Below are 17,982 nucleotides of genomic sequence, written 5' to 3'. Positions count from 1 at the left end.
CCACTGGCGGGCGTCGCCCAAAAATCGCGCGGTCCCATCCGCGAGCGGAGGAAATACATGCTGACATCCCTTCTCAAGCGCTGCGCCGTCACCGCCGTCGCGGTGGCCGGCCTGTCGACGGCCGCCTTCGCCCAGCTCGAGCTCAAGATCATGGCCCCCGCGGCTCCCGGCGGCGGATGGGACGGCACGGCGCGCTCGATGCAGCAGGCGCTCACCGCCTCGGGCATCGCCAAGAGCGTGCAGGTGACGAACGTCACCGGCGCCGGCGGCACGATCGGCCTTGCGCAGCTGATCAACGCCAAGGGCGACGGCAGCCAGCTGATGGTCAACGGCTTCGTCATGGTCGGCGCGATCCTGCTGAACAAGTCGCCCGTGAACCTGACGCAGGTGACGCCGATCGCGCGGCTGACGGCCGAGGCGCTCGTCATCGTCGTGCCGACGGAGTCACCGATCAAGAACGCCAAGGATCTGGCCGATCGCGTCAAGGCCGATCCTGCCAAGGTGACCTGGGCGGGCGGCTCGGCCGGCGGCGCCGACCACATCCTGGCCGCGCTCTTCGCCGAGGCCGCCGGCGGCGATCCCAAGAAGATCAACTACATCCCGTTCTCGGGTGGTGGCGAGGCTTTGGCCGCCATGCTGGGCGGGCGCGTGACGGCCGGCATTTCCGGCTATGGCGAGTTCGAGGGCCAGATCAAGGCCGGCAAGCTGCGGGTGATCGGCGTTTCGGCTCCGGCGCGCCTCGCCAATGCTCCCGACGCTCCGACCCTGAAGGAAGGTGGCGTCAATCTCGAGCTGATGAATTGGCGCTCGGTCGTCGCTCCTCCCGGTCTCTCGGCCGACCAGACCAAGACCCTGTCCGACGCGGTCGAGAAGATGGTCAAGTCGAAGGAATGGGCCGAAATCCTGAAGGCCCGCGGTTGGGACGACGCCTATCTCGGTGGCGCCGCCTTCGACGCCTTCCTGAAGGCCGAGCAGACGCGCGTCAGCAAGGTGATGACGGATGTCGGCCTGGTGAAGTAAGCCCGGCGCACCGCCAAGCAAGACCAGGGGGCCGGCGACCGGCCCCCTTTTTTTCCCTTCACGCCGACTTCACCGCCCGCACACCGAACAGCCGATGATGGATACGCCATGACGAACGATGCCCCGTCACGCGGCGCTGACAGGCCCGCCCTCCTCGTCGGCCTGTTGCTGCTCGCCCTCGCCGGCGTGGTCTATTACGACGCCTCCCAGCAGACGATCACCTCGAATTACGGGCTCGGGCCGACCGCGATGCCGATGGTGGCCTGCGCCGGGCTGGTGATCCTCGGCCTGTCGCACCTCGTGATGGCCTTCCGCGGCGGATTGCCGAAGCCGGAGGCGGCGGACCGCGGGGCGCTCCTGTGGATCGTCGGTGGGCTCGCGGGACTGATCCTGTGCATCGCGACCGGCGCCGGCTTCGTGATCGCCATCACCATCCTGTTCGCCTGCACGGCGCGCGGCTTCGGTCGGCGGGCGCTGGCGGTCGACGCGGCGATCGGTTTCGTGCTCGGCCTCGTCATCTTCCTCGTCTTCGCCAAGCTCCTGACCCTGCTGCTTCCGGCCGGGCCGCTCGAACGCCTGTTCCTGTGAGGAGCGCCTGAGATGGATACCTTCGTCTCGCTCATCAACGGCTTCGGCGTCGCGCTGGAGCCCTCGAAGCTGCTGTTCTGCCTGATCGGCGTCTTCCTCGGCACGGCCGTCGGCGTGCTGCCGGGCATCGGCCCGGCGCTGACGGTGGCGCTGCTGCTGCCGGTGACCTTCAAGCTCGATCCGGCAGGATCGCTGATCATGTTCGCCGGCATCTACTACGGCGGCATGTATGGCGGCTCGACGACCGCCATCCTGCTGAACGCGCCCGGCGAGAGCGCCTCGCTCGCGACCGCGCTCGAAGGCTCGAAGATGGCCAAGGCCGGCCGCGGCGGCCCGGCGCTCGCCACTGCCGCGATCGGCTCCTTCGTGGCGGGGCTGATCGCCACGATCGGGCTGACCTTCCTCGCACCCTGGCTGGTCGAGGTCGCGATCAAGTTCGGCCCCTGGGACTATTTCGCGCTGATGATCGTCGCCTTCGTCACCGTCTCGGCGACCTTCGGCGACTCGCCGCTGCGCGGGCTGACCAGCCTGTTCCTGGGCATCACGCTGGGCCTCGTCGGCATCGACAAGCTGACCGGCCAGGCGCGGCTGACTTTTGGCGTGCCGGAACTGCTCAACGGCATCGAGGTGACGACGCTGGCGGTCGGGCTCTTCGCGGTGGGCGAAGCGCTCTATGTCGCCTCCAAGCGCTTCCGGGATCCCGAGGAGATCATCCCGATCAAGGGCTCGCTCTGGATGAGCAAGCAGGACTGGAAGCGCTCCTGGGCGCCCTGGCTGCGCGGGACGGCCTATGGCTTCCCGATCGGCGCGCTGCCGGCGGGCGGCGCGGAGGTTCCGACCTTCCTGAGCTATTCGACCGAAAAGAAGCTCTGCAAATATCCCGACGAGTTCGGCAAGGGCGCGATCGAGGGTGTCGCGGGTCCGGAAGCGGCCAACAACGCTTCTGCCGCCGGCACGCTGGTGCCGCTGCTGACGCTCGGCCTGCCGACCTCGGCGACGGCGGCGATCATGCTGGCCGGCTTCCAGCAATACGGGCTGAACCCCGGCCCGCTCCTGTTTGCGGAGAAGCCGGACCTCGTCTGGGGCCTGATCGCGTCGCTCTTCATCGCCAACGTGATGCTGGTGATCCTCAACCTGCCGCTGATCGGGCTCTGGGTGAAGCTGCTCGCCGTGCCGCAGCCCTGGCTCTATGCCGGCATCCTCGTCTTCGCGACGATGGGCACGCTCGCGGTCAACGCCTCGCCGGTGGAGCTCGGAATGCTCTTCCTGTTCGGCTATCTCGGCTATCTGATGCGGCGCTACGACTACCCCGTCGCGCCGATGGTCGTCGGCCTGATCCTCGGGCCAATGGCGGAGGCGCAACTGCGCCGGGCGCTGCAGATCAGCCTCGGCGACCCGATGATCCTGCTCGAGAACCCGATCTCGGCGACGTTGCTCGGCGTGGCCTTCGTGGCGCTGGTGGCCCCGTTCGTGATGAAGGGGCTCAACCGCTTCAAGGCGAGCGAGGACTGACGGTCGATCAGCGGCCCGCGCCGACCAGCCCCAGCCTGATCAGGCTCTCGCCCGTCGCCGCCAGCGCATCGGCAGCCGGGCGCGGCTCCCAACCCAGCATGGCCTGTGCCTTGGCGCTGGAGGCGGTCTTGGGGCGGCCGAGTTCGGGCGTCGCCGCCTGGCGCGCGGCGGCGCTGAACAGGGCGACGAAGCGCACCAGCCAGTCCGGCAGGACGCGCGCCGAGACCCGGCTCGCCGCAGGGCCCAGCCTGTCGCGCAGAATGAGCGCGATCTCCTGCATGGTCAGGAAATCGCCCGCCGTGGCGATGAAGCGCTCGTTCGCGGCAGCGGGGTGGGTCATGGCGCGCAGGTGCAGGTCGGCGACATCGCGGACATCGACGACGCCGAACATCAGCCGCGGCACAGCCGGGAGCCGCCCCTCCAGCATGCTCTTCACCAGCAGGATCGAGGCGGAAAGATCGGGACCGAGCAGCGGGCCAAAGATGCCGACCGGATTGACCACCGCCAGTTCGAGCCCCCCGCCCTCGCGGTCGACGAAGTCCCAGGCGGCGCGCTCGGCCAGCGTCTTGGATTTGGGATAGGCGGCGAGCGCAGCGTCGCCCGTGTCCGTCCAGTCGCTTTCGGTGAAGGGCCGCTGCAGCGTGCGGCCATAGCCGATCGCCGCGAAGGAGGAGGTCAGGACGACGCGGCCGACGCCCGCTTCGCGGGCCGCGCGCAGCACCCGCAGCGTGCCCTCGCGGGCGGGGCGGATCAGTTCGTCCTCATGCTTCGGTGCCGCTGCCGACAGCGGCGAAGCGACGTGCAGCACCCGCTCACAGCCCAGCGCCGCCTCCCGCCAGCCATCGTCGGCCATCAGATCGGCCTGCCGCACCAAGAGGCGCGCTCCGGCCACGCAGCCTGCCGCTGCGAGCGCGGCACGCAGGGCGGCCTCCCGGCCCGGCGAGCGCATCGTCGTCCGGACGCTGTAGCCCGCCTGCAGCAGCGCCAGGATACAGTGGCCCGCCAGAAAGCCGGATCCGCCGGTGACGAGAACAATCGGTTGGCCCATGCGGGTCTCCAAGCGGCTCACCGCCCCCAGCGACGGATCCCGAAACGACGAAAGCCGCCGGGGCGACCGGCGGCCTCGTTCAACCCTGAAGATCGATAACGCTCAGAGCTTGTGGCCGCGCTTGCGCATCTCTTCGCTGAAGCGGTCGAACAGGAAGTTGCTGGTTTGCACGCTCCAGGGCTGCAGCAGGGCGAAAATCTCGTCGATCGCGCCCGGGCGCATCGCGTTGTACCGCTGCCCGACCGGTGAACGGAAAAAGGCGGCGACCTCCTTGAGATCCGCCTCGCTCATCCGCTTGGCGAAGATATAGGCGGCCGAGGCGACGATCTCCTGCTTCTTCTTCTCGGCCTCGGGCCGCAGCGACTCGATGACCTGCTCCATGTCCTTGCGGACCTCGGGGCGTGTCGTGCCGACGGTCTGGCTCACGCGCTCACGGAACTCGCGATAGATCGCGTCAAAGGAATCGCCCAGACCCGAGAGCACGACGACATCGCGACCGGCCTCGAGCCAGCTCTGAGGAATCTCGGTCTGGGCCTGCGGCGCCGCCGTCTGCGCCTGAACCGGCCCGGCGAGCACGAGCGCCAGGCTGACGGCCACGCCGGCGAAATGGTGACGGATCATTATGAGCCCCTTCGTCCTGCGCCGGATCGCGCCATCGTTGCTGGAGTGGCGGTCGGCGCCCAGCGGGCGACCCGGCCATTCGTTGAATCAGCCCTGCCCGGTTTCCACCGACTCAGGAAGCCCCGGTACCGGAGCCCGCATCGCGGGTCTCCTTAGAGCATGAGACCGTCGAGTGAAAAGGCATTTTACGGCGCAGTGATGTCGCGCTGCGACGGCGCAGGCGCCCGATCCGGCTCAGTCCAGCCGGCCCAGGACGGTCAGCCCGGCCGCTCCCGCCAGGATCGCGGCATCGGCGAGGCCAATGAAAAGACCGTGCTCGACGACACCGGGGATCGCGGCGAGTGCGGTCGACAGTGACTCGGGCTCAGCAATCTCGCCGAGATGGGCGTCGAGGATCCAATGGCCGCCATCGGTCACCAGCACGCTGCCATCGGCCTTACGACGCAGGACGAGATCGCCCGCCGCCCCTGCCCCCGCCATGGCCGCGAGCACAGCACGACGCGTCGCCTCCATGCCGAAAGGAACGATCTCGATCGGCAGCGGGAAACGCCCCAGCCGCTCGACCAGCTTGGTGTCGTCGGCGATCACCACCATGCGGGCGGAGGCCGCGGCGACGATCTTCTCGCGCAGAAGCGCCGCCCCGCCGCCCTTGATCAGGCGCAGTTCGCGATCGACCTCGTCGGCGCCGTCGATGGTGAGGTCGAGTTCCGGCGTCGCGTCCAGCGTCGACATCGGGATCGACAATGCACGAGCCTGCGCCTCGGTGACCTCCGAGGTCGAGACGCAGAGGACGTCGAGCCCCTCCGCGACCCGTGCGCCGAGCAGATCGACGAAGTGCTTGGCGGTCGAGCCAGTGCCGAGGCCGAGCCGCATGCCGGGCGTCACGAGTTCGAGCGCGCGGGCGGCAGCCTGCTTCTTGAGATCGTCGGAGCTCATGGGGTTGTCCTCAACGCGACGTCATGGCGAGCGCAGCGCAGCGATCCGACGGGAGGCGCGTTGGCCGCTCCCGGATCGCCGCGTCGCGACGTCCCCGCAATGACGGCGGATGCGGCCGGGTTCAAGCCCCGAGGCCACCCATCAGCATGTATTTGATCTCGACGAACTCCTCGATGCCGTGGAGCGAGCCCTCGCGGCCGAGACCGGATTCCTTGACGCCGCCGAAGGGGGCGACCTCCGTACCGAGCATGGCGGAATTGATGCCGACCATGCCGTATTCGAGCTCCTCGGCGACGCGGAAGGCACGGCCGAGATCCTTCGAGTAGAAATAGGCGGCCAGCCCGAAGGGCGTGTCGTTGGCGAGCGCGACGACCTCCTCCTCCGTGCTGAAGCGGTAGACCGGGGCGACGGGGCCGAAGGTCTCCTCGCGCGTCATCAGCATGGTGGTGGTGGCACCGGCGATCACGGTCGGCTCGTAGAAGGTGCGGCCGAGCGCGTGGCGCTTGCCGCCGACCACGACCTTGGCGCCGTTGGCGACGGCATCCGCGACATGGCGCTCGACCTTCTCGATGGCGCGCTCGTTGATCAGCGGGCCCTGGACGACCCCAACCTCGGTGCCGTTGCCGACCTTCATCTTCGCGACCTCGCCGGCGAACTTGGCGACGAACTCGTCATGGATGCCGTCCTGCACGAAGAGGCGGTTGGTGCAGACACAGGTCTGACCCATGTTGCGGAACTTGGCGGCGATGGCGCCCTGCACGGCAGCATCGACATCGGCATCGTCGAAGACGATGAAGGGCGCGTTACCGCCCAGTTCGAGCCCGACCTTCTTCACGGTGGATGCCGCCTGCTGCATCAGCAGCTTGCCGACCGGCGTCGAGCCGGTGAAGCCGATGAAGCGCACGGCGGGATGTGTCGTCATGACCTTGCCGATCGCCACCGCATCGCCCGTGACGATGTTGAGCACGCCCTTGGGGAAGCCGGCACGGATGGCGAGTTCAATCAGAGCAAAGGCCGTCAGCGGGGTGTCGGGGGCGGGCTTGACCACGAAGGTGCAGCCGGCGGCCAGCCCCGGCGAGCATTTACGGGTGATCATCGCCGCCGGAAAATTCCAGGGCGTGATCGCGGCGCAGACGCCGACAGGCTGCTTCTGGATGATGATGCGCGAATTCGGAAAGGGCGAGGGAATCGTCTCGCCATAGATGCGCTTGGCCTCTTCCGCGTAGAACTCGACGAAGGAGGCGGCATAGGCGACCTCGCCGCGCGATTCCGTCAGCGGCTTGCCCTGCTCGGCGGTCATGATCTGCGCCAGGTCTTCCTGGTTCGCCATGATCAGGTCGAACCATTTGCGCAGGATGATCGAGCGCTCCTTGGCTGACTTCTTCGCCCAGGGCTTGAAGGCACGCGAGGCGGCCTCGACAGCGGCCGTGGTCTCGTCCGCCCCGAAGCGCGGCACCTTCGCGAGCAGCTCGCCCGTAGCCGGATTATCGACCACATCGACGCCCTCGCCGATCCAGGCGCCATCGACATAGCACTGCGACTTGAGAAGGGACGGATCGTTCAGCTTCAGCATGGCGGGCTTCCGTGACGCGAAAGGAAAGGGCGTTCACGTGGTCTAGCATGCAGCCCGCGCGGCTGACGACCGCAAGCGGACGCATGCCCGCCATAGGTCCTGCGGTTTTGCCGGCCCGCGGTGGCCGAATGTTGCGGACGCCCTATTTCGCCTGGGGCGTGCAGACGGTCTTGTCGTCGAAGACGTAGCAGATGCTCATCTCGCCGGTGCGGATATTGACCCGGAAGATGCCGCCTTCGCGCTCGTGCCGCGAGGGCATCAGCGTGTAGTCGCTCGGCGCCTGGGCCCCGGCGCCTTCGCCCGGCGGGAAGCAGACAGTGACGCCGACGCCGCCCTCCTTGAGCTGGAACTGGCAGGCGGCGACCTCGCCGGTCGCCTTGTCGACGCGGTAGACGCGGTTCAGGTCGGTCTGGGGCGCGGGCGCGAAATCGAAGGGGGCGGCGACAGCGACACCGGCCAGCGCCAGCCAGAGACCCAGCACCAGGGTGACGAAACGTCCGGGGGATCGAGACACGATACTGTTCCTTCCACGAATCGCCGGCACGATAGCACCAATGCCGGAGGCGATGATGGCATCGTGCCGGCGGTCCGGGATGGCGGACCGGCGCGCCTTGCCAAAAGCCGGGCGAACCCGTTTAAGCGCTGCGACCCATGCGCCAGGAGCGGCCTTTCCCATGACCCTGCCCCCGATCGTCGTCTTCGATCTCGACGGCACGCTCGCCGAGACCGCGCCCGACATCATGCGCGTGCTCAACGTCATCCTGGTCCGCGAGGGGCTGCCGGCCCTGCCGCTGGAGCGGGCGCGCGAACTGGTCGGCGCGGGCGCGCGGGCGCTGATCGAGCGCGGCTTTCGCGTCTCCGGCCGGCCGCTCGATGCCGAGACGCTCGAGCGGCTGTTCGAGGATTTCCTGCTGATCTATGCGGAGGATGTCGCCTCCCACAGCCATCTCTTCGACGGCGTGCTCGGCGCGCTCGACGCCCTCGCGGCGGAGGGCTATCTGCTCGCCGTCTGCACCAACAAGCCGATCCTGCACACGCGTCTGATCCTCGATCATTTCGGCATCGCCCAGCGCTTCGCCTCGGTCGCCGGGCGCGACAGCTTCCCCTTCCACAAGCCCGACCCGCGGCACCTGACGCTGACGATCGAGGCCGCCGGGGGCGATCCCGCGCGCGCCGTGATGATCGGCGATTCGCGCACGGACATCGCCACCGCCAAGGCGGCGGGCATCCCGACGATCTGCGTGCCCTTCGGCTATACCGACGTGCCGATCGAGACGCTGGAACCCGATGTCGTGATCCAGCATTTCGACGCCCTGCCCGCGGCCGTGCGACAGGTGCTGGGCGGCGGCCATGCGGCCGAGCCTTCGAAGGTCGCCGCCCATTCTTGACGACGCGGCGCGCGCCGACTAGGAGAGGCGCCGGTGCGGGCGACTAGCTCAGCGGTAGAGCACTCCCTTCACACGGGAGTGGTCACAGGTTCGATCCCTGTGTCGCCCACCATTTTTTCCCCGATGATCCGGTCCTGATGTGCCGCACATTCTGTGTGTGGTTGTGCTTCAGCAATCGGCGAGCTGCCTCTCCAGCAGCACCAGCAGATCGAACGCGGCGTCCTGCGCCTCCACGAAACTGCCATATCGGCCGGCCGTGAAGCGGCCTTCCGGACGGCGCGGATGGCTGATCACGGCGCCCCAGCCGAGCGCGTTCTCGAACATCGTCACCCGGAATTGACGGATCTCGATCTGCCAGTTTCCGCTGCGGTTGCGGTGCCAGCCCTTCAGCTTCGGGAACTGGCGGCGGCGCCGGGCGAGCGGGTCTTCGGCCATATCGCCCTCCCCGGGCCGCCAGGGGCGTTGCCAGAGCCCCGGCGGGTTGCATCCGTCCGATCCTGCACCACCTCGAAGAGATGAGCGACCCTTTCGATCTGCAGCGTTTCCTCGCGGCGCAGGCTGCCGTCCACGCGCAGGCGCTGGCGGAACTGCGGCAGGGCCGCAAGCGCAGCCACTGGATGTGGTTCGTGTTCCCGCAACTGCGCGGGCTCGGATCGTCCGAGATGGCGCAACACTATGGCGTATTAGGGCTCGCCGAGGCGCGCGCCTATCTGGCCCATCCCGTGCTCGGCGCGCGCTTGCTGGACTGCACGGAGGCCGTCCTGGCGCTGGAGGGACGGGACCTTCGGGCGATTTTCGGCTCGCCGGACGATCTGAAATTCGTCTCCAGCATGACGCTGTTTTCGCTCGCGGCCGAGCGCAGGCCGAACCTGTTTGCGGAAGCGATCGAGCGGCTCTGCGGTGGCACCGCCGATCAGCGGACGCTTGCTCTGCTGCGCGAGCGGGGCGACCTCACCCCCGCCCCTCATCGGCCCGGCGCATCTCCCACTGGCGGTTGAGGCGCAGGGCCAGCAGCGTGACAACGGCGCCCGAGAGCAGATAGGCGCCGGCCGAGATCAGGCCGAACTGGGTCGAGAGCACCAGCGCGGCGAGCGGCGCGAAGCCCGCGCCGAAGAGCCAGGCGAGGTCGGAGGTCAGGGCCGAGCCGGTGTAGCGATAGGTCGGCGAGAAGGCCGAGGCGACCGAGCCGGAGGACTGGCCGAAGGACAGGCCGAGCAGGATGAAGCCGCCGATCATGAAGACGAGCTCGCCGGCAAAGCCGCCGTCGAGGAGCTGCGGCGCAAAGCCGCTGAACACCGCGATCGCGATGGCGCAGCCGCCGAGCAGCGCGCGCCGGCCGATCCGGTCGGCGATCAGGCCCGAAGCGACGATAGCGAGCGCGCCGAAAACCGCGCCCACGGCCTCGATGACGAGAAAGCGTGCCGGCCCCTCCTGCGTGAACAGGAAGACCCAGGAGAGCGGGAAGACCGTGACCATGTGGAACATGGCGAAGCTCGCGAGGGGCGCGAAGGCGCCGATCACGACATGGCGCCCCTCGGCCCGCAGCGTGTCGGCGATCTTGGTCGGCTGGAGCTCGCGCGTCTCGAAGAGGTTCTGGTAGTCCGGCGTCACCACCATGCGCAGCCGGGCGAAGAGCGCGACGACGTTGATCGCGAAGGCGACGAAGAAGGGGTAGCGCCAGCCCCAGCTGTAGAAATCCTCGGCCGAGAGATTGCCGACGAAGAAGGCGAAGAGCCCGCTGGCGACGATCAGGCCGAAGGGCGCGCCGAGCTGCGGGATCATCGCATACCAGCCGCGATGGCGCTGGGGGGCGTTCAGCGCGAGCAGCGAGGCGAGACCGTCCCAGGTGCCGCCGAGCGCGATGCCCTGGCCGATGCGAGCGAGCGCGAGCAGCCAGATCGAGGCCGCGCCGATGCTCTCATAGCTCGGCAGGAAGCCGATGGCGCAGGTCGATGTGCCCAGCAGGAACAGCGCCAGCGTCAGCTTGGCGCTCTTGCCGGCCTTGCGGTCGATCGCGGTGAAGATGACCGTGCCGATGGGGCGCGCGATGAAGGCCAACGCGAAGATCGCGAAGGAATACAGCGTTCCCGTCAGCGGATCGGCGAAAGAGAAGACCAGCTTCGGGAAAACGATGACCGAGGCGATGGCATAGACGAAGAAGTCGAAGAACTCGGAGGTGCGGCCGATGATGACGCCGATCGCCATCTCGCCCGGGTTCACCTCGCCATGACTCTCGCTGAGATGGCTGGCGTCGCGTTCCGCCGTGGTCGGCATCTGAGCCATGATCTGTCCCGTCGCGCATCGGTCTCATGAGGGCATGGTGCATCGCACCCTGCCGCGGCACCGGTCCTAGTGCCCCATCGGGCCTGCGGGTGGCATTGGGCAAATTGTCCAATGTTACCGTTGCTGCACCGCAGCTAGCTCTCCGGGCATGACGATCAGCGAAAGGTGTCTGCCTTGAGCCCCCTGCGTGTCCTCGCTTTGCTTCCCGTGCTCGCCGCGCTCGGCGGCTGCAACCTCGTGGTCATGGCGCCGTCGGGCGACATCGCCGCGCAGCAGCGCGACCTGATCGTGATCTCGACGGTGCTGATGCTGCTGATCATCGTGCCGGTGATGGCGCTGACGGTGTTCTTCGCCTGGCGCTACCGCGCCTCCAACAAGGAGGCGACCTACAAGCCGGACTGGAACCATTCGACCGGCCTCGAGCTGGTCATCTGGGCCGCGCCGCTCCTGATCATCATCGCGCTGGGCGCGCTGACCTGGATGGGCACGCATCTGCTCGACCCCTACCGCAAGCTGGACCGGATCGCGGCCGGCCAGCCGGTGCCGGCGACGACCAAGCCGCTCGAGGTCGAGGTCGTCGCGCTCGACTGGAAATGGTTGTTCATCTACCCCGAGCAGGGCATCGCCACCGTCAACGAGCTCGCAGCGCCGGTCGACCGGCCGATCCATTTCAAGCTCACCTCGTCCTCAGTGATGAACTCCTTCTACATCCCGGCGCTGGCGGGCCAGATCTACGCGATGCCGGCGATGCAGACGCGGCTCCATGCCGTGATCAACCGGCCCGGCCGCTACCAGGGCTTCTCGGCCAATTACAGCGGCGCCGGCTTCTCCGGCATGCGCTTTTCCTTCCTCGGCATGAGCGAGAGCGATTTCGAGGGCTGGGTCGCCAAGACCAAGGAGAGCGAGGCCCGGCTCGACCGCGCGGCCTATCTCCAGCTTGAGCGGCCGAGCGAGAACGTCGCGGTGCAGCGCTTCGGCGCGACCGAGCCGCGGCTGTTCGACGCCATCCGCAATCTCTGCGTCCAGCCCGGCAAGATGTGCATGAGCGAGATGATGGCGCTCGACGCCAAGGGGGGCCTCGGACTCGCCGGCCTGCATACGACGCTGCCGCTGGCCTATGACAAGTATTCACGCCGCGGTGGCAACCAGGCGCCCTTCGGCGAGGAGCCGCGCTACATCGCGTCGATCTGCACGGTCGAGGAGGCGAACGCCATGATGGCGATGGCGCCGCCCGACACCACCCCGCGCGACCTGACCCCGATCCGGGGCATGGGCCTGACGCTTCCCCCGACGACGTTTTCCCTCATGACGCCGCGCCGGCCGCAGACCTTCACCGAGCTGCTCGGCCTCGCCCGTTCGTCCCAGTCCTGAAGCGAGAATCCCCGTGACCGACGCTTCCGTTGCCGCCACCTCTCCGATCTTCGGCAAGCTTTCGCTGGCCGCCTTCCCGATCCACGAGCCGATCCTGGTCGCCACCTTCGCCGTCGTGGCGCTGGGTGGCGCGGCGATCGTCGGTGCGCTGACCTATTACCGGCTCTGGGGCTGGCTGTGGCGCGACTGGCTGACCAGCGTCGACCACAAGAAGATCGGCATCATGTACATGATCCTCGGGCTGGTGATGCTGCTGCGCGGCTTCGCCGACGCGGTGATGATGCGCATCCAGCAGGCCATCGCCTTCAACGGGTCCGAGGGCTATCTCAACGCCCATCACTACGACCAGCTCTTCACCGTCCATGGCGTGATCATGATCTTCTTCGTCGCCATGCCGCTGGTGACGGGGCTGATGAACTACGTCGTGCCGCTGCAGATCGGCGCGCGCGACGTCTCCTTCCCCTTCCTGAACAATTTCAGCTTCTGGATGACGACAGCCGGCGCGGTGCTGGTGATGATCTCGCTCTTCGTCGGCGAGTTCGCGCGCACGGGCTGGCTCGCCTATCCGCCGCTCTCCGGGATCTCCTACAGTCCGGAGGTCGGCGTCGACTACTACATCTGGGCGCTGCAGATCGCAGGCGTGGGCACGACCTTATCGGGCATCAACCTGATCTGCACGATCGTGAAGATGCGCTGCCCCGGCATGTCGCTGATGAAGATGCCGGTCTTCACCTGGACCTCGCTGTGCACCAACGTGCTGATCGTGGCGACCTTCCCGGTGCTCACCGCGGTGCTCGCCCTGCTGACGCTCGACCGCTATGTCGGCACGAATTTCTTCACGAACGACTTCGGCGGCAACCCGATGATGTACGTGAACCTGATCTGGATCTGGGGCCATCCTGAGGTCTACATCCTGATCCTGCCGGCCTTCGGCATCTTCTCGGAAGTCGTCTCGACCTTCTCGGGCAAGCGCCTCTTCGGCTACACCTCGATGGTCTACGCGACGGTGGTCATCACCATCCTGTCCTACCTGGTCTGGCTGCACCACTTCTTCACGATGGGCTCGGGCGCGAGCGTGAATTCCTTCTTCGGAATCACGACCATGATCATCTCGATCCCGACGGGCGCGAAGATCTTCAACTGGCTGTTCACGATGTATCGCGGCCGCATCCGCTTCGAGCTGCCGATGATGTGGACCATCGCCTTCATGCTGACCTTCGTCATCGGCGGCATGACCGGAGTGCTGCTCGCCGTGCCTCCGGCCGACTTCGTGCTGCACAACAGCCTGTTCCTGGTGGCGCATTTCCACAACGTCATCATCGGCGGCGTGCTCTACGGCCTGTTCGCCGGCATGATCTACTGGTGGCCGAAGGCGTTCGGCTTCCGCCTGCACCCGCTGCTGGGCAAGTTCTCCTTCTGGTTCTGGACGCTCGGCTTCCTGTTCGCCTTCATGCCGCTCTATGTGCTCGGGCTGATGGGCGTGACGCGGCGGATGCGCGTCTTCGACGATCCCTCGCTGCAGATCTGGTTCGTCATCGCGGGCTTCGGCGCCTTCCTCATCCTGCTCGGCATCGTCAGCTTCATCGCCCAGATCGCCTACAGCATCTGGAAGCGCGACGAGCTACGCGACCTGACCGGCGACCCCTGGGACGGGCGCACGCTGGAATGGGCGACGTCCTCGCCGCCGCCGGCCTACAACTTCGCCTTCACCCCGGTGGTGCACGACAACGACGCCTGGACCGACATGAAGCGCCGCGGCTATGTCCGCCCGGTCGATGGCTTCAAGCCGATCCACATGCCGAAGAACACGCCGACCGGCCTCGTGCTGGCGGGGATTTCGGTGGCGCTCGGCTTCGCGCTGATCTGGCACATCTGGTGGCTGGCGGCGGTGTCCTTCGCGGCGATCCTGGTTGTCGCGATCGCCCACAGCTTCAACTACCACCGCGATTTCCACATTCCGGTCGAGGAGGTCGTCGCCGCGGAGAATGCGCGCACCCGCCTGCTCGCGGGATCGGGAGCCTGACATCATGGCATCGACGATGACCGTTCCGCAGGGCGGCGACGCGCCCGTCTTCTATCTCAAGGACGAGCACCCGCATCCGGAAGGCCACAGCACGCCGCTGGGCTTCTGGCTCTATCTGATGAGCGACTGCCTGATCTTCGCGATCCTCTTCGCGATCTACGGCGTGCTCGGGGCGAACTATGCGGCCGGTCCCGCGCCGAAGGATTTGTTCGACCTCAACCTCGTCGCGATCAACACCGCGATGCTGCTGCTGTCCTCGATCACCTTCGGCTTCGCGATGCTGGAGATGGCGAAGGGCAAGGTCGCGGCGACTCAAGCCTGGCTGGCGGTGACGGGGCTGTTCGGCCTCGCCTTCCTCGCCATCGAGCTCTACGAGTTCCACCACCTGATCTCGCTCGGCGCGACGCCGCAGCGCAGCGCCTTCCTCTCCTCCTTCTTCGTGCTGGTGGGCACGCACGGGCTGCACGTCGCCTTCGGCCTGGTCTGGCTGACGGTGCTGATGGTGCAGGTCGCGCGGCACGGGCTGATCACCGCCAACCGCCGGCGGCTGTTGTGCCTGAGCATGTTCTGGCACTTCCTCGACGTCATCTGGATCGGCGTCTTCACCTTCGTCTATCTCATGGGGATGCTGCGATGAGCTCCGAGACGAACGCCCAGCACCAGCCGGGCTACGAGCCCCATCCCGAGGACGAGGCCCACGGTTCCTTCCGCGGCTACATGACCGGCTTCGTGCTCTCGGTCATCCTCACCGCGATCCCGTTCTGGCTGGTGATGTCCGGCGCGCTCGGCAACAACCAGCTCACCGGCTTCGTGGTGATGGGCTTCGCGGTCGTCCAGATCGTCGTGCACATGATCTACTTCCTGCACATGAACGGCCGCGTCGAAGGCGGCTGGACGCTGCTGGCGCTCGTCTTCACCGTGATCGTCGTGGTGATCACGCTCGCCGGGTCGCTGTGGGTGATGTACCACCTCAACACCAACATGATGCCGGTGCACGACATGAGGCAGATGCCGTGACCTCCGCCGCCGCGGCCCGCGCGCCGCGGTCGCGCGCGACGCTCGTCCTCGTCGCGCTGGTCGCGCTCGCGGGGATCGTCGGCTTCGCGCGTCTCGGGGTCTGGCAGGTCGAGCGGCTGTTCTGGAAGAAGGCGCTGATCGAACGCGTCGAGGCTCGCATCCACGCTCCCCCCATCGCTGCACCCGGGCCGGCGGGCTGGGCCAACATTGCCGAGGCCGAATACACCCGCGTCTCGCTCACCGGGCACTTCCTGCATGAGCGAGAGGCGCTTGTGCAGGCCGTGACGGAGCGCGGTGCGGGCTCCTGGCTGCTGACGCCGCTCGTCACCGACTCCGGCTTCACCGTTCTGGTCAATCGCGGTTTCGTACCGCCGGAACGGCGCGAGCGCGCCAGCCGCGCTCAGGCGCTGCCGGAGGGAACCGTCACCGTCACCGGGCTGCTGCGGCTCAGCGAGCCGGGCGGCGGCTTCCTGCGCGCGAATGCGCCGGCCGAGGATCGCTGGCACTCCCGCGACGTCGCGGCGATCGCCGCCGCGCGCAGTCTGTTACCGGTCGCTCCCTATTTCGTCGATGCCGACGCCACGCCCAATCCGGGCGGCTTTCCCGTCGGCGGGCTGACCGTCGTCCGCTTTTCGGACAATCACCTCGTCTATGCCGTGACCTGGTTCGCCCTCGCCGCCATGCTCGCGGGCGCTCTCGCCTTCGTGCTACGCCACGAGGCGAGGCTGCGGCGGGCGCGGGAGCAGGCCGATTAGGTTCCAGGACACCACCAACCAGAAGAACCTGCTGCTGCTGGTGCAGCTGCGCTGGCTCGCCGTCGGCGGGCAGGTGGTGACGATCCTGTTCGTCGACCGCATCCTCGGCATCGCCCTGCCGCTCGGCGAGATGATGCTGGTTCTGCTGCTGCTGGTCGTGCTCAATCTGGCGAGCCTGGTCCGCCATCACCGCGTCGCGGCCGATGTGCGCAATGGCGAACTGTTCGGCGCTCTGCTGTTCGATCTCGGCGCGCTCACGACACAGCTCTATCTCAGCGGCGGCGCGAGCAACCCGTTCATCTTCCTCTATCTGCTCCAGATCGGCCTTGCCGCCGTGCTGCTGGAGTGGTGGTCGACCTGGGTGCTGGTCGCGCTGGCGGGGCTTGGCTTCGTCCTGCTGATGGGCGCGCATCAGCCTCTCGCTCTGCCCGTCCAGCTCGATGACGGCGTGCCGCGGCTTTACCTGCAGGGCGTCTTTGTCTGCTTTCTGATCGCGGCCGGGCTGCTGGTGCTGTTCCTGCAGCGGATCAGCCGGAACCTGCGCATCCGCGACGAGAAGCTCGCCGATCTGCGCCAGCGCGCCGTGGAGGAGGACCATATCGTCCGCATGGGCCTGCTCGCCTCGGGCGCGGCCCATGAGCTTGGCACACCGCTCTCGACACTCTCCGTCATTCTCAACGACTGGCGCCGGATGCCGGTGTTCAAGGCCGAGCCCGAGCTGATCGCCGAGATCGGCGAGATGCAGGCCCAGCTCGACCGCTGCAAGACCATCGTCTCCGGCATCCTGATGTCCTCGGGCGAGACCCGCGCCGAAAACCCCGGCTGGACGACGGTACGAGACTTCGTCGACGAGCTGATCGAGCAATGGCGCACGCACCGGCCGCCAATCCGGCTCGATTACGAGAACGCCTTCGCGCCCGATGCAGAGATCGTTTCGGACCCTGCCCTTAAACAGGTGCTGGGCAACCTGCTCGACAACGCGCAGGAGGCCTCGCCCGAGGCGATGGCGGTGCGGGTCGAGCGGCGCGGTCAGGACCTCGTCATCATTGTCGCCGACGAGGGCCCCGGCTTCCCGCCCGAGATCCTGGCCGGCATCGGCAAGCCCTACCGCTCGACCAAGGGCCGGCCCGGCGGCGGGCTGGGCCTGTTCCTCGTCAGCAATGTCATGCGCAAGTTCGGCGGCACGCTCGACGCGCGCAACCGCAGCCAAGGGGGTGCCTGCGTCACCGTGACCCTGCCCCTCGCCGCCCTCTCGCCCGTACAGGTCTCCGAGGAGGACGCCCGATGAGCGACGACAAGACGCTGCTGATCGTGGAGGACGATCCGGCCTTCGCGCCGGTGCTGCGCCGCTCCTTCGAGCGCCGGGGCTATGTGGTGCAGCATTGCGACGGCATCGAGAGCCTGCAGGCACTGCTGGAGACGGCGAGGCCCGGCTATGCCGTGGTCGATCTCAAGGTGGTCGGCGGCTCGGGGCTGGAATGCGTCAGGCTGCTGCACGAGCGCGACCCCGAGACGAAAATCGTGGTGCTGACCGGCTTCGCCAGCATCGCCACCGCGGTGGAGGCGATCAAGCTCGGGGCCTGCCACTATCTCGCCAAGCCAGCCAACACCGACGACATCGAGGCGGCCTTCGAGCGCGTCGAGGGTGATGCCGAGGTGCCGCTGACCCAGCGCCAGACGTCGCTGAAAAACCTCGAATGGGAGCGCATCCACGAGACGCTGGTGGAGAGCGACTTCAATATCTCCGAGACCGCCCGGCGGCTGGGGATGCACCGCCGCACGCTGGCGCGGAAGCTGGAGAAGCGGCGGCTGACCTGAGACGGGGTCGTCCGCAAATATATGACGGC

At 67.5% G+C, this 17,982-nt stretch carries 19 protein-coding genes and 1 tRNA gene; 13 read left to right on the top strand and 7 right to left on the bottom strand.

The features are described from left to right. Positions 1 to 150 precede the first annotated feature (150 nt). The 3 genes from ACFPN9_RS18825 (at position 151) to ACFPN9_RS18815 (ending at position 3,120) form a co-directional block, all read left to right on the top strand. Entirely contained in the window at positions 151 to 1,020 is an 870-nt protein-coding gene (locus tag ACFPN9_RS18825; RefSeq protein ID WP_377817523.1) for a Bug family tripartite tricarboxylate transporter substrate binding protein, read from the top strand. Between the two features lie 108 nt (positions 1,021 to 1,128). Continuing rightward, positions 1,129 to 1,608 carry a tripartite tricarboxylate transporter TctB family protein gene (locus ACFPN9_RS18820; RefSeq protein WP_066725133.1) on the top strand — a complete coding sequence of 160 codons (480 nt, stop codon included), beginning with the start codon at positions 1,129 to 1,131 and terminating at the stop codon, positions 1,606 to 1,608. Positions 1,609 to 1,620: 12 nt separating this feature from the next. After that, positions 1,621 to 3,120 carry a tripartite tricarboxylate transporter permease gene (locus tag ACFPN9_RS18815; protein ID WP_066725132.1) on the top strand — a complete coding sequence of 500 codons (1,500 nt, stop codon included), beginning with the start codon at positions 1,621 to 1,623 and terminating at the stop codon, positions 3,118 to 3,120. Between the two features lie 7 nt (positions 3,121 to 3,127). On the opposite strand, the gene ACFPN9_RS18810 is transcribed toward ACFPN9_RS18815, so the two are convergent. The 5 genes from ACFPN9_RS18810 to ACFPN9_RS18790 form a co-directional block, all read right to left on the bottom strand. Beyond that, on the bottom strand, positions 3,128 to 4,168 hold the full coding sequence (locus ACFPN9_RS18810; protein ID WP_066725130.1) for an SDR family oxidoreductase: 1,041 nt from the start codon (positions 4,166 to 4,168) through the stop codon (positions 3,128 to 3,130). 102 nt (positions 4,169 to 4,270) lie between these two features. After that, positions 4,271 to 4,789: a DUF2059 domain-containing protein gene (locus ACFPN9_RS18805; RefSeq protein WP_066725128.1), complete on the bottom strand. Its 519-nt coding sequence runs from the start codon at positions 4,787 to 4,789 to the stop codon at positions 4,271 to 4,273. Between the two features lie 234 nt (positions 4,790 to 5,023). Then, on the bottom strand, positions 5,024 to 5,725 hold the full coding sequence (gene rpiA / locus ACFPN9_RS18800; protein WP_377817433.1) for a ribose-5-phosphate isomerase RpiA: 702 nt from the start codon (positions 5,723 to 5,725) through the stop codon (positions 5,024 to 5,026). A gap of 121 nt (positions 5,726 to 5,846) precedes the next feature. After that, positions 5,847 to 7,298, bottom strand: coding sequence for an NAD-dependent succinate-semialdehyde dehydrogenase (locus tag ACFPN9_RS18795; RefSeq protein ID WP_066725124.1), 1,452 nt, complete (start codon positions 7,296 to 7,298; stop codon positions 5,847 to 5,849). Positions 7,299 to 7,440: 142 nt separating this feature from the next. Then, complete coding sequence (locus tag ACFPN9_RS18790; protein ID WP_377817432.1) at positions 7,441 to 7,812, bottom strand: hypothetical protein; 372 nt, start codon at positions 7,810 to 7,812, stop codon at positions 7,441 to 7,443. 160 nt (positions 7,813 to 7,972) lie between these two features. On the opposite strand from ACFPN9_RS18790, the gene gph reads away from it, so the two are divergent. Both gph and ACFPN9_RS18780 read left to right on the top strand, forming a co-directional pair. Then, positions 7,973 to 8,686, top strand: a complete 714-nt coding sequence (gene gph / locus ACFPN9_RS18785; protein WP_066725122.1) for a phosphoglycolate phosphatase — start codon at positions 7,973 to 7,975, stop codon at positions 8,684 to 8,686. Between the two features lie 37 nt (positions 8,687 to 8,723). Beyond that, positions 8,724 to 8,798 (top strand) — tRNA-Val (locus ACFPN9_RS18780). Between the two features lie 56 nt (positions 8,799 to 8,854). Here ACFPN9_RS18780 and ACFPN9_RS18775 read toward each other — a convergent pair. Continuing rightward, positions 8,855 to 9,121 carry a hypothetical protein gene (locus tag ACFPN9_RS18775; RefSeq protein ID WP_066725119.1) on the bottom strand — a complete coding sequence of 89 codons (267 nt, stop codon included), beginning with the start codon at positions 9,119 to 9,121 and terminating at the stop codon, positions 8,855 to 8,857. A gap of 80 nt (positions 9,122 to 9,201) precedes the next feature. On the opposite strand from ACFPN9_RS18775, the gene ACFPN9_RS18770 reads away from it, so the two are divergent. Further along, entirely contained in the window at positions 9,202 to 9,684 is a 483-nt protein-coding gene (locus tag ACFPN9_RS18770; protein ID WP_066725111.1) for a DUF1810 domain-containing protein, read from the top strand. On the opposite strand, the gene ACFPN9_RS18765 is transcribed toward ACFPN9_RS18770, so the two are convergent. After that, a complete protein-coding gene (locus ACFPN9_RS18765) occupies positions 9,638 to 10,969 on the bottom strand; it encodes an MFS transporter (RefSeq protein WP_066725108.1) in 1,332 nt (443 codons plus the stop codon). The two genes, ACFPN9_RS18770 and ACFPN9_RS18765, sit on opposite strands and share 47 nt — an antisense overlap. Positions 10,970 to 11,143: 174 nt before the next feature. Between ACFPN9_RS18765 and cyoA the strand changes: the two genes are divergently transcribed. Genes cyoA through ACFPN9_RS18730 form a run of 7 tightly spaced genes read left to right on the top strand, consistent with a single transcriptional unit; the run spans position 11,144 to position 17,953 of the window. Next, entirely contained in the window at positions 11,144 to 12,340 is a 1,197-nt protein-coding gene (gene cyoA, locus ACFPN9_RS18760) for a ubiquinol oxidase subunit II (RefSeq protein WP_066725105.1), read from the top strand. 13 nt (positions 12,341 to 12,353) lie between these two features. Next, the gene (gene cyoB, locus ACFPN9_RS18755; RefSeq protein WP_066725103.1) at positions 12,354 to 14,363 is read left to right on the top strand and encodes a cytochrome o ubiquinol oxidase subunit I; all 2,010 of its coding nucleotides are present in this window, start codon (positions 12,354 to 12,356) and stop codon (positions 14,361 to 14,363) included. 4 nt (positions 14,364 to 14,367) lie between these two features. Beyond that, positions 14,368 to 15,000, top strand: a complete 633-nt coding sequence (gene cyoC, locus ACFPN9_RS18750) for a cytochrome o ubiquinol oxidase subunit III (protein ID WP_066725316.1) — start codon at positions 14,368 to 14,370, stop codon at positions 14,998 to 15,000. Then, positions 14,997 to 15,380, top strand: coding sequence for a cytochrome o ubiquinol oxidase subunit IV (gene cyoD / locus ACFPN9_RS18745; RefSeq protein WP_066725100.1), 384 nt, complete (start codon positions 14,997 to 14,999; stop codon positions 15,378 to 15,380). The genes cyoC and cyoD overlap by 4 nt, the downstream gene beginning before the upstream one ends. After that, on the top strand, positions 15,377 to 16,135 hold the full coding sequence (locus tag ACFPN9_RS18740; protein ID WP_066725097.1) for an SURF1 family protein: 759 nt from the start codon (positions 15,377 to 15,379) through the stop codon (positions 16,133 to 16,135). Before cyoD ends, ACFPN9_RS18740 begins: the two co-directional genes overlap by 4 nt. Before the next feature lie 40 nt (positions 16,136 to 16,175). After that, complete coding sequence (locus ACFPN9_RS18735) at positions 16,176 to 17,423, top strand: ATP-binding protein (RefSeq protein ID WP_245282330.1); 1,248 nt, start codon at positions 16,176 to 16,178, stop codon at positions 17,421 to 17,423. Continuing rightward, on the top strand, positions 17,420 to 17,953 hold the full coding sequence (locus ACFPN9_RS18730) for a response regulator transcription factor (RefSeq protein ID WP_066725093.1): 534 nt from the start codon (positions 17,420 to 17,422) through the stop codon (positions 17,951 to 17,953). The genes ACFPN9_RS18735 and ACFPN9_RS18730 overlap by 4 nt, the downstream gene beginning before the upstream one ends. The last annotated feature ends 29 nt before the right edge of the window (positions 17,954 to 17,982 follow it).

Origin of the sequence: Allobosea massiliensis (assembly GCF_042655245.1) — a bacterium.
Lineage (GTDB): Bacteria > Pseudomonadota > Alphaproteobacteria > Rhizobiales > Beijerinckiaceae > Allobosea > Allobosea massiliensis.
This window is presented reverse-complemented; position numbering and strand designations above follow the sequence as displayed.

Coding starts and splice junctions, on each gene's coding strand:
- rpiA (WP_377817433.1), bottom strand. CDS start 5,725: ATGAGCTCCGACGATCTCAAGAAGCAGGCTGCCGCCCGCGCGCTCGAA.
- ACFPN9_RS18815 (WP_066725132.1), top strand. CDS start 1,621: ATGGATACCTTCGTCTCGCTCATCAACGGCTTCGGCGTCGCGCTGGAG.
- cyoC (WP_066725316.1), top strand. CDS start 14,368: ATGGCATCGACGATGACCGTTCCGCAGGGCGGCGACGCGCCCGTCTTC.
- cyoD (WP_066725100.1), top strand. CDS start 14,997: ATGAGCTCCGAGACGAACGCCCAGCACCAGCCGGGCTACGAGCCCCAT.
- ACFPN9_RS18825 (WP_377817523.1), top strand. CDS start 151: ATGGCCCCCGCGGCTCCCGGCGGCGGATGGGACGGCACGGCGCGCTCG.
- gph (WP_066725122.1), top strand. CDS start 7,973: ATGACCCTGCCCCCGATCGTCGTCTTCGATCTCGACGGCACGCTCGCC.
- ACFPN9_RS18795 (WP_066725124.1), bottom strand. CDS start 7,298: ATGCTGAAGCTGAACGATCCGTCCCTTCTCAAGTCGCAGTGCTATGTC.
- ACFPN9_RS18820 (WP_066725133.1), top strand. CDS start 1,129: ATGACGAACGATGCCCCGTCACGCGGCGCTGACAGGCCCGCCCTCCTC.
- ACFPN9_RS18805 (WP_066725128.1), bottom strand. CDS start 4,789: ATGATCCGTCACCATTTCGCCGGCGTGGCCGTCAGCCTGGCGCTCGTG.
- ACFPN9_RS18775 (WP_066725119.1), bottom strand. CDS start 9,121: ATGGCCGAAGACCCGCTCGCCCGGCGCCGCCGCCAGTTCCCGAAGCTG.
- ACFPN9_RS18810 (WP_066725130.1), bottom strand. CDS start 4,168: ATGGGCCAACCGATTGTTCTCGTCACCGGCGGATCCGGCTTTCTGGCG.
- ACFPN9_RS18730 (WP_066725093.1), top strand. CDS start 17,420: ATGAGCGACGACAAGACGCTGCTGATCGTGGAGGACGATCCGGCCTTC.
- ACFPN9_RS18765 (WP_066725108.1), bottom strand. CDS start 10,969: ATGGCTCAGATGCCGACCACGGCGGAACGCGACGCCAGCCATCTCAGC.
- ACFPN9_RS18770 (WP_066725111.1), top strand. CDS start 9,202: ATGAGCGACCCTTTCGATCTGCAGCGTTTCCTCGCGGCGCAGGCTGCC.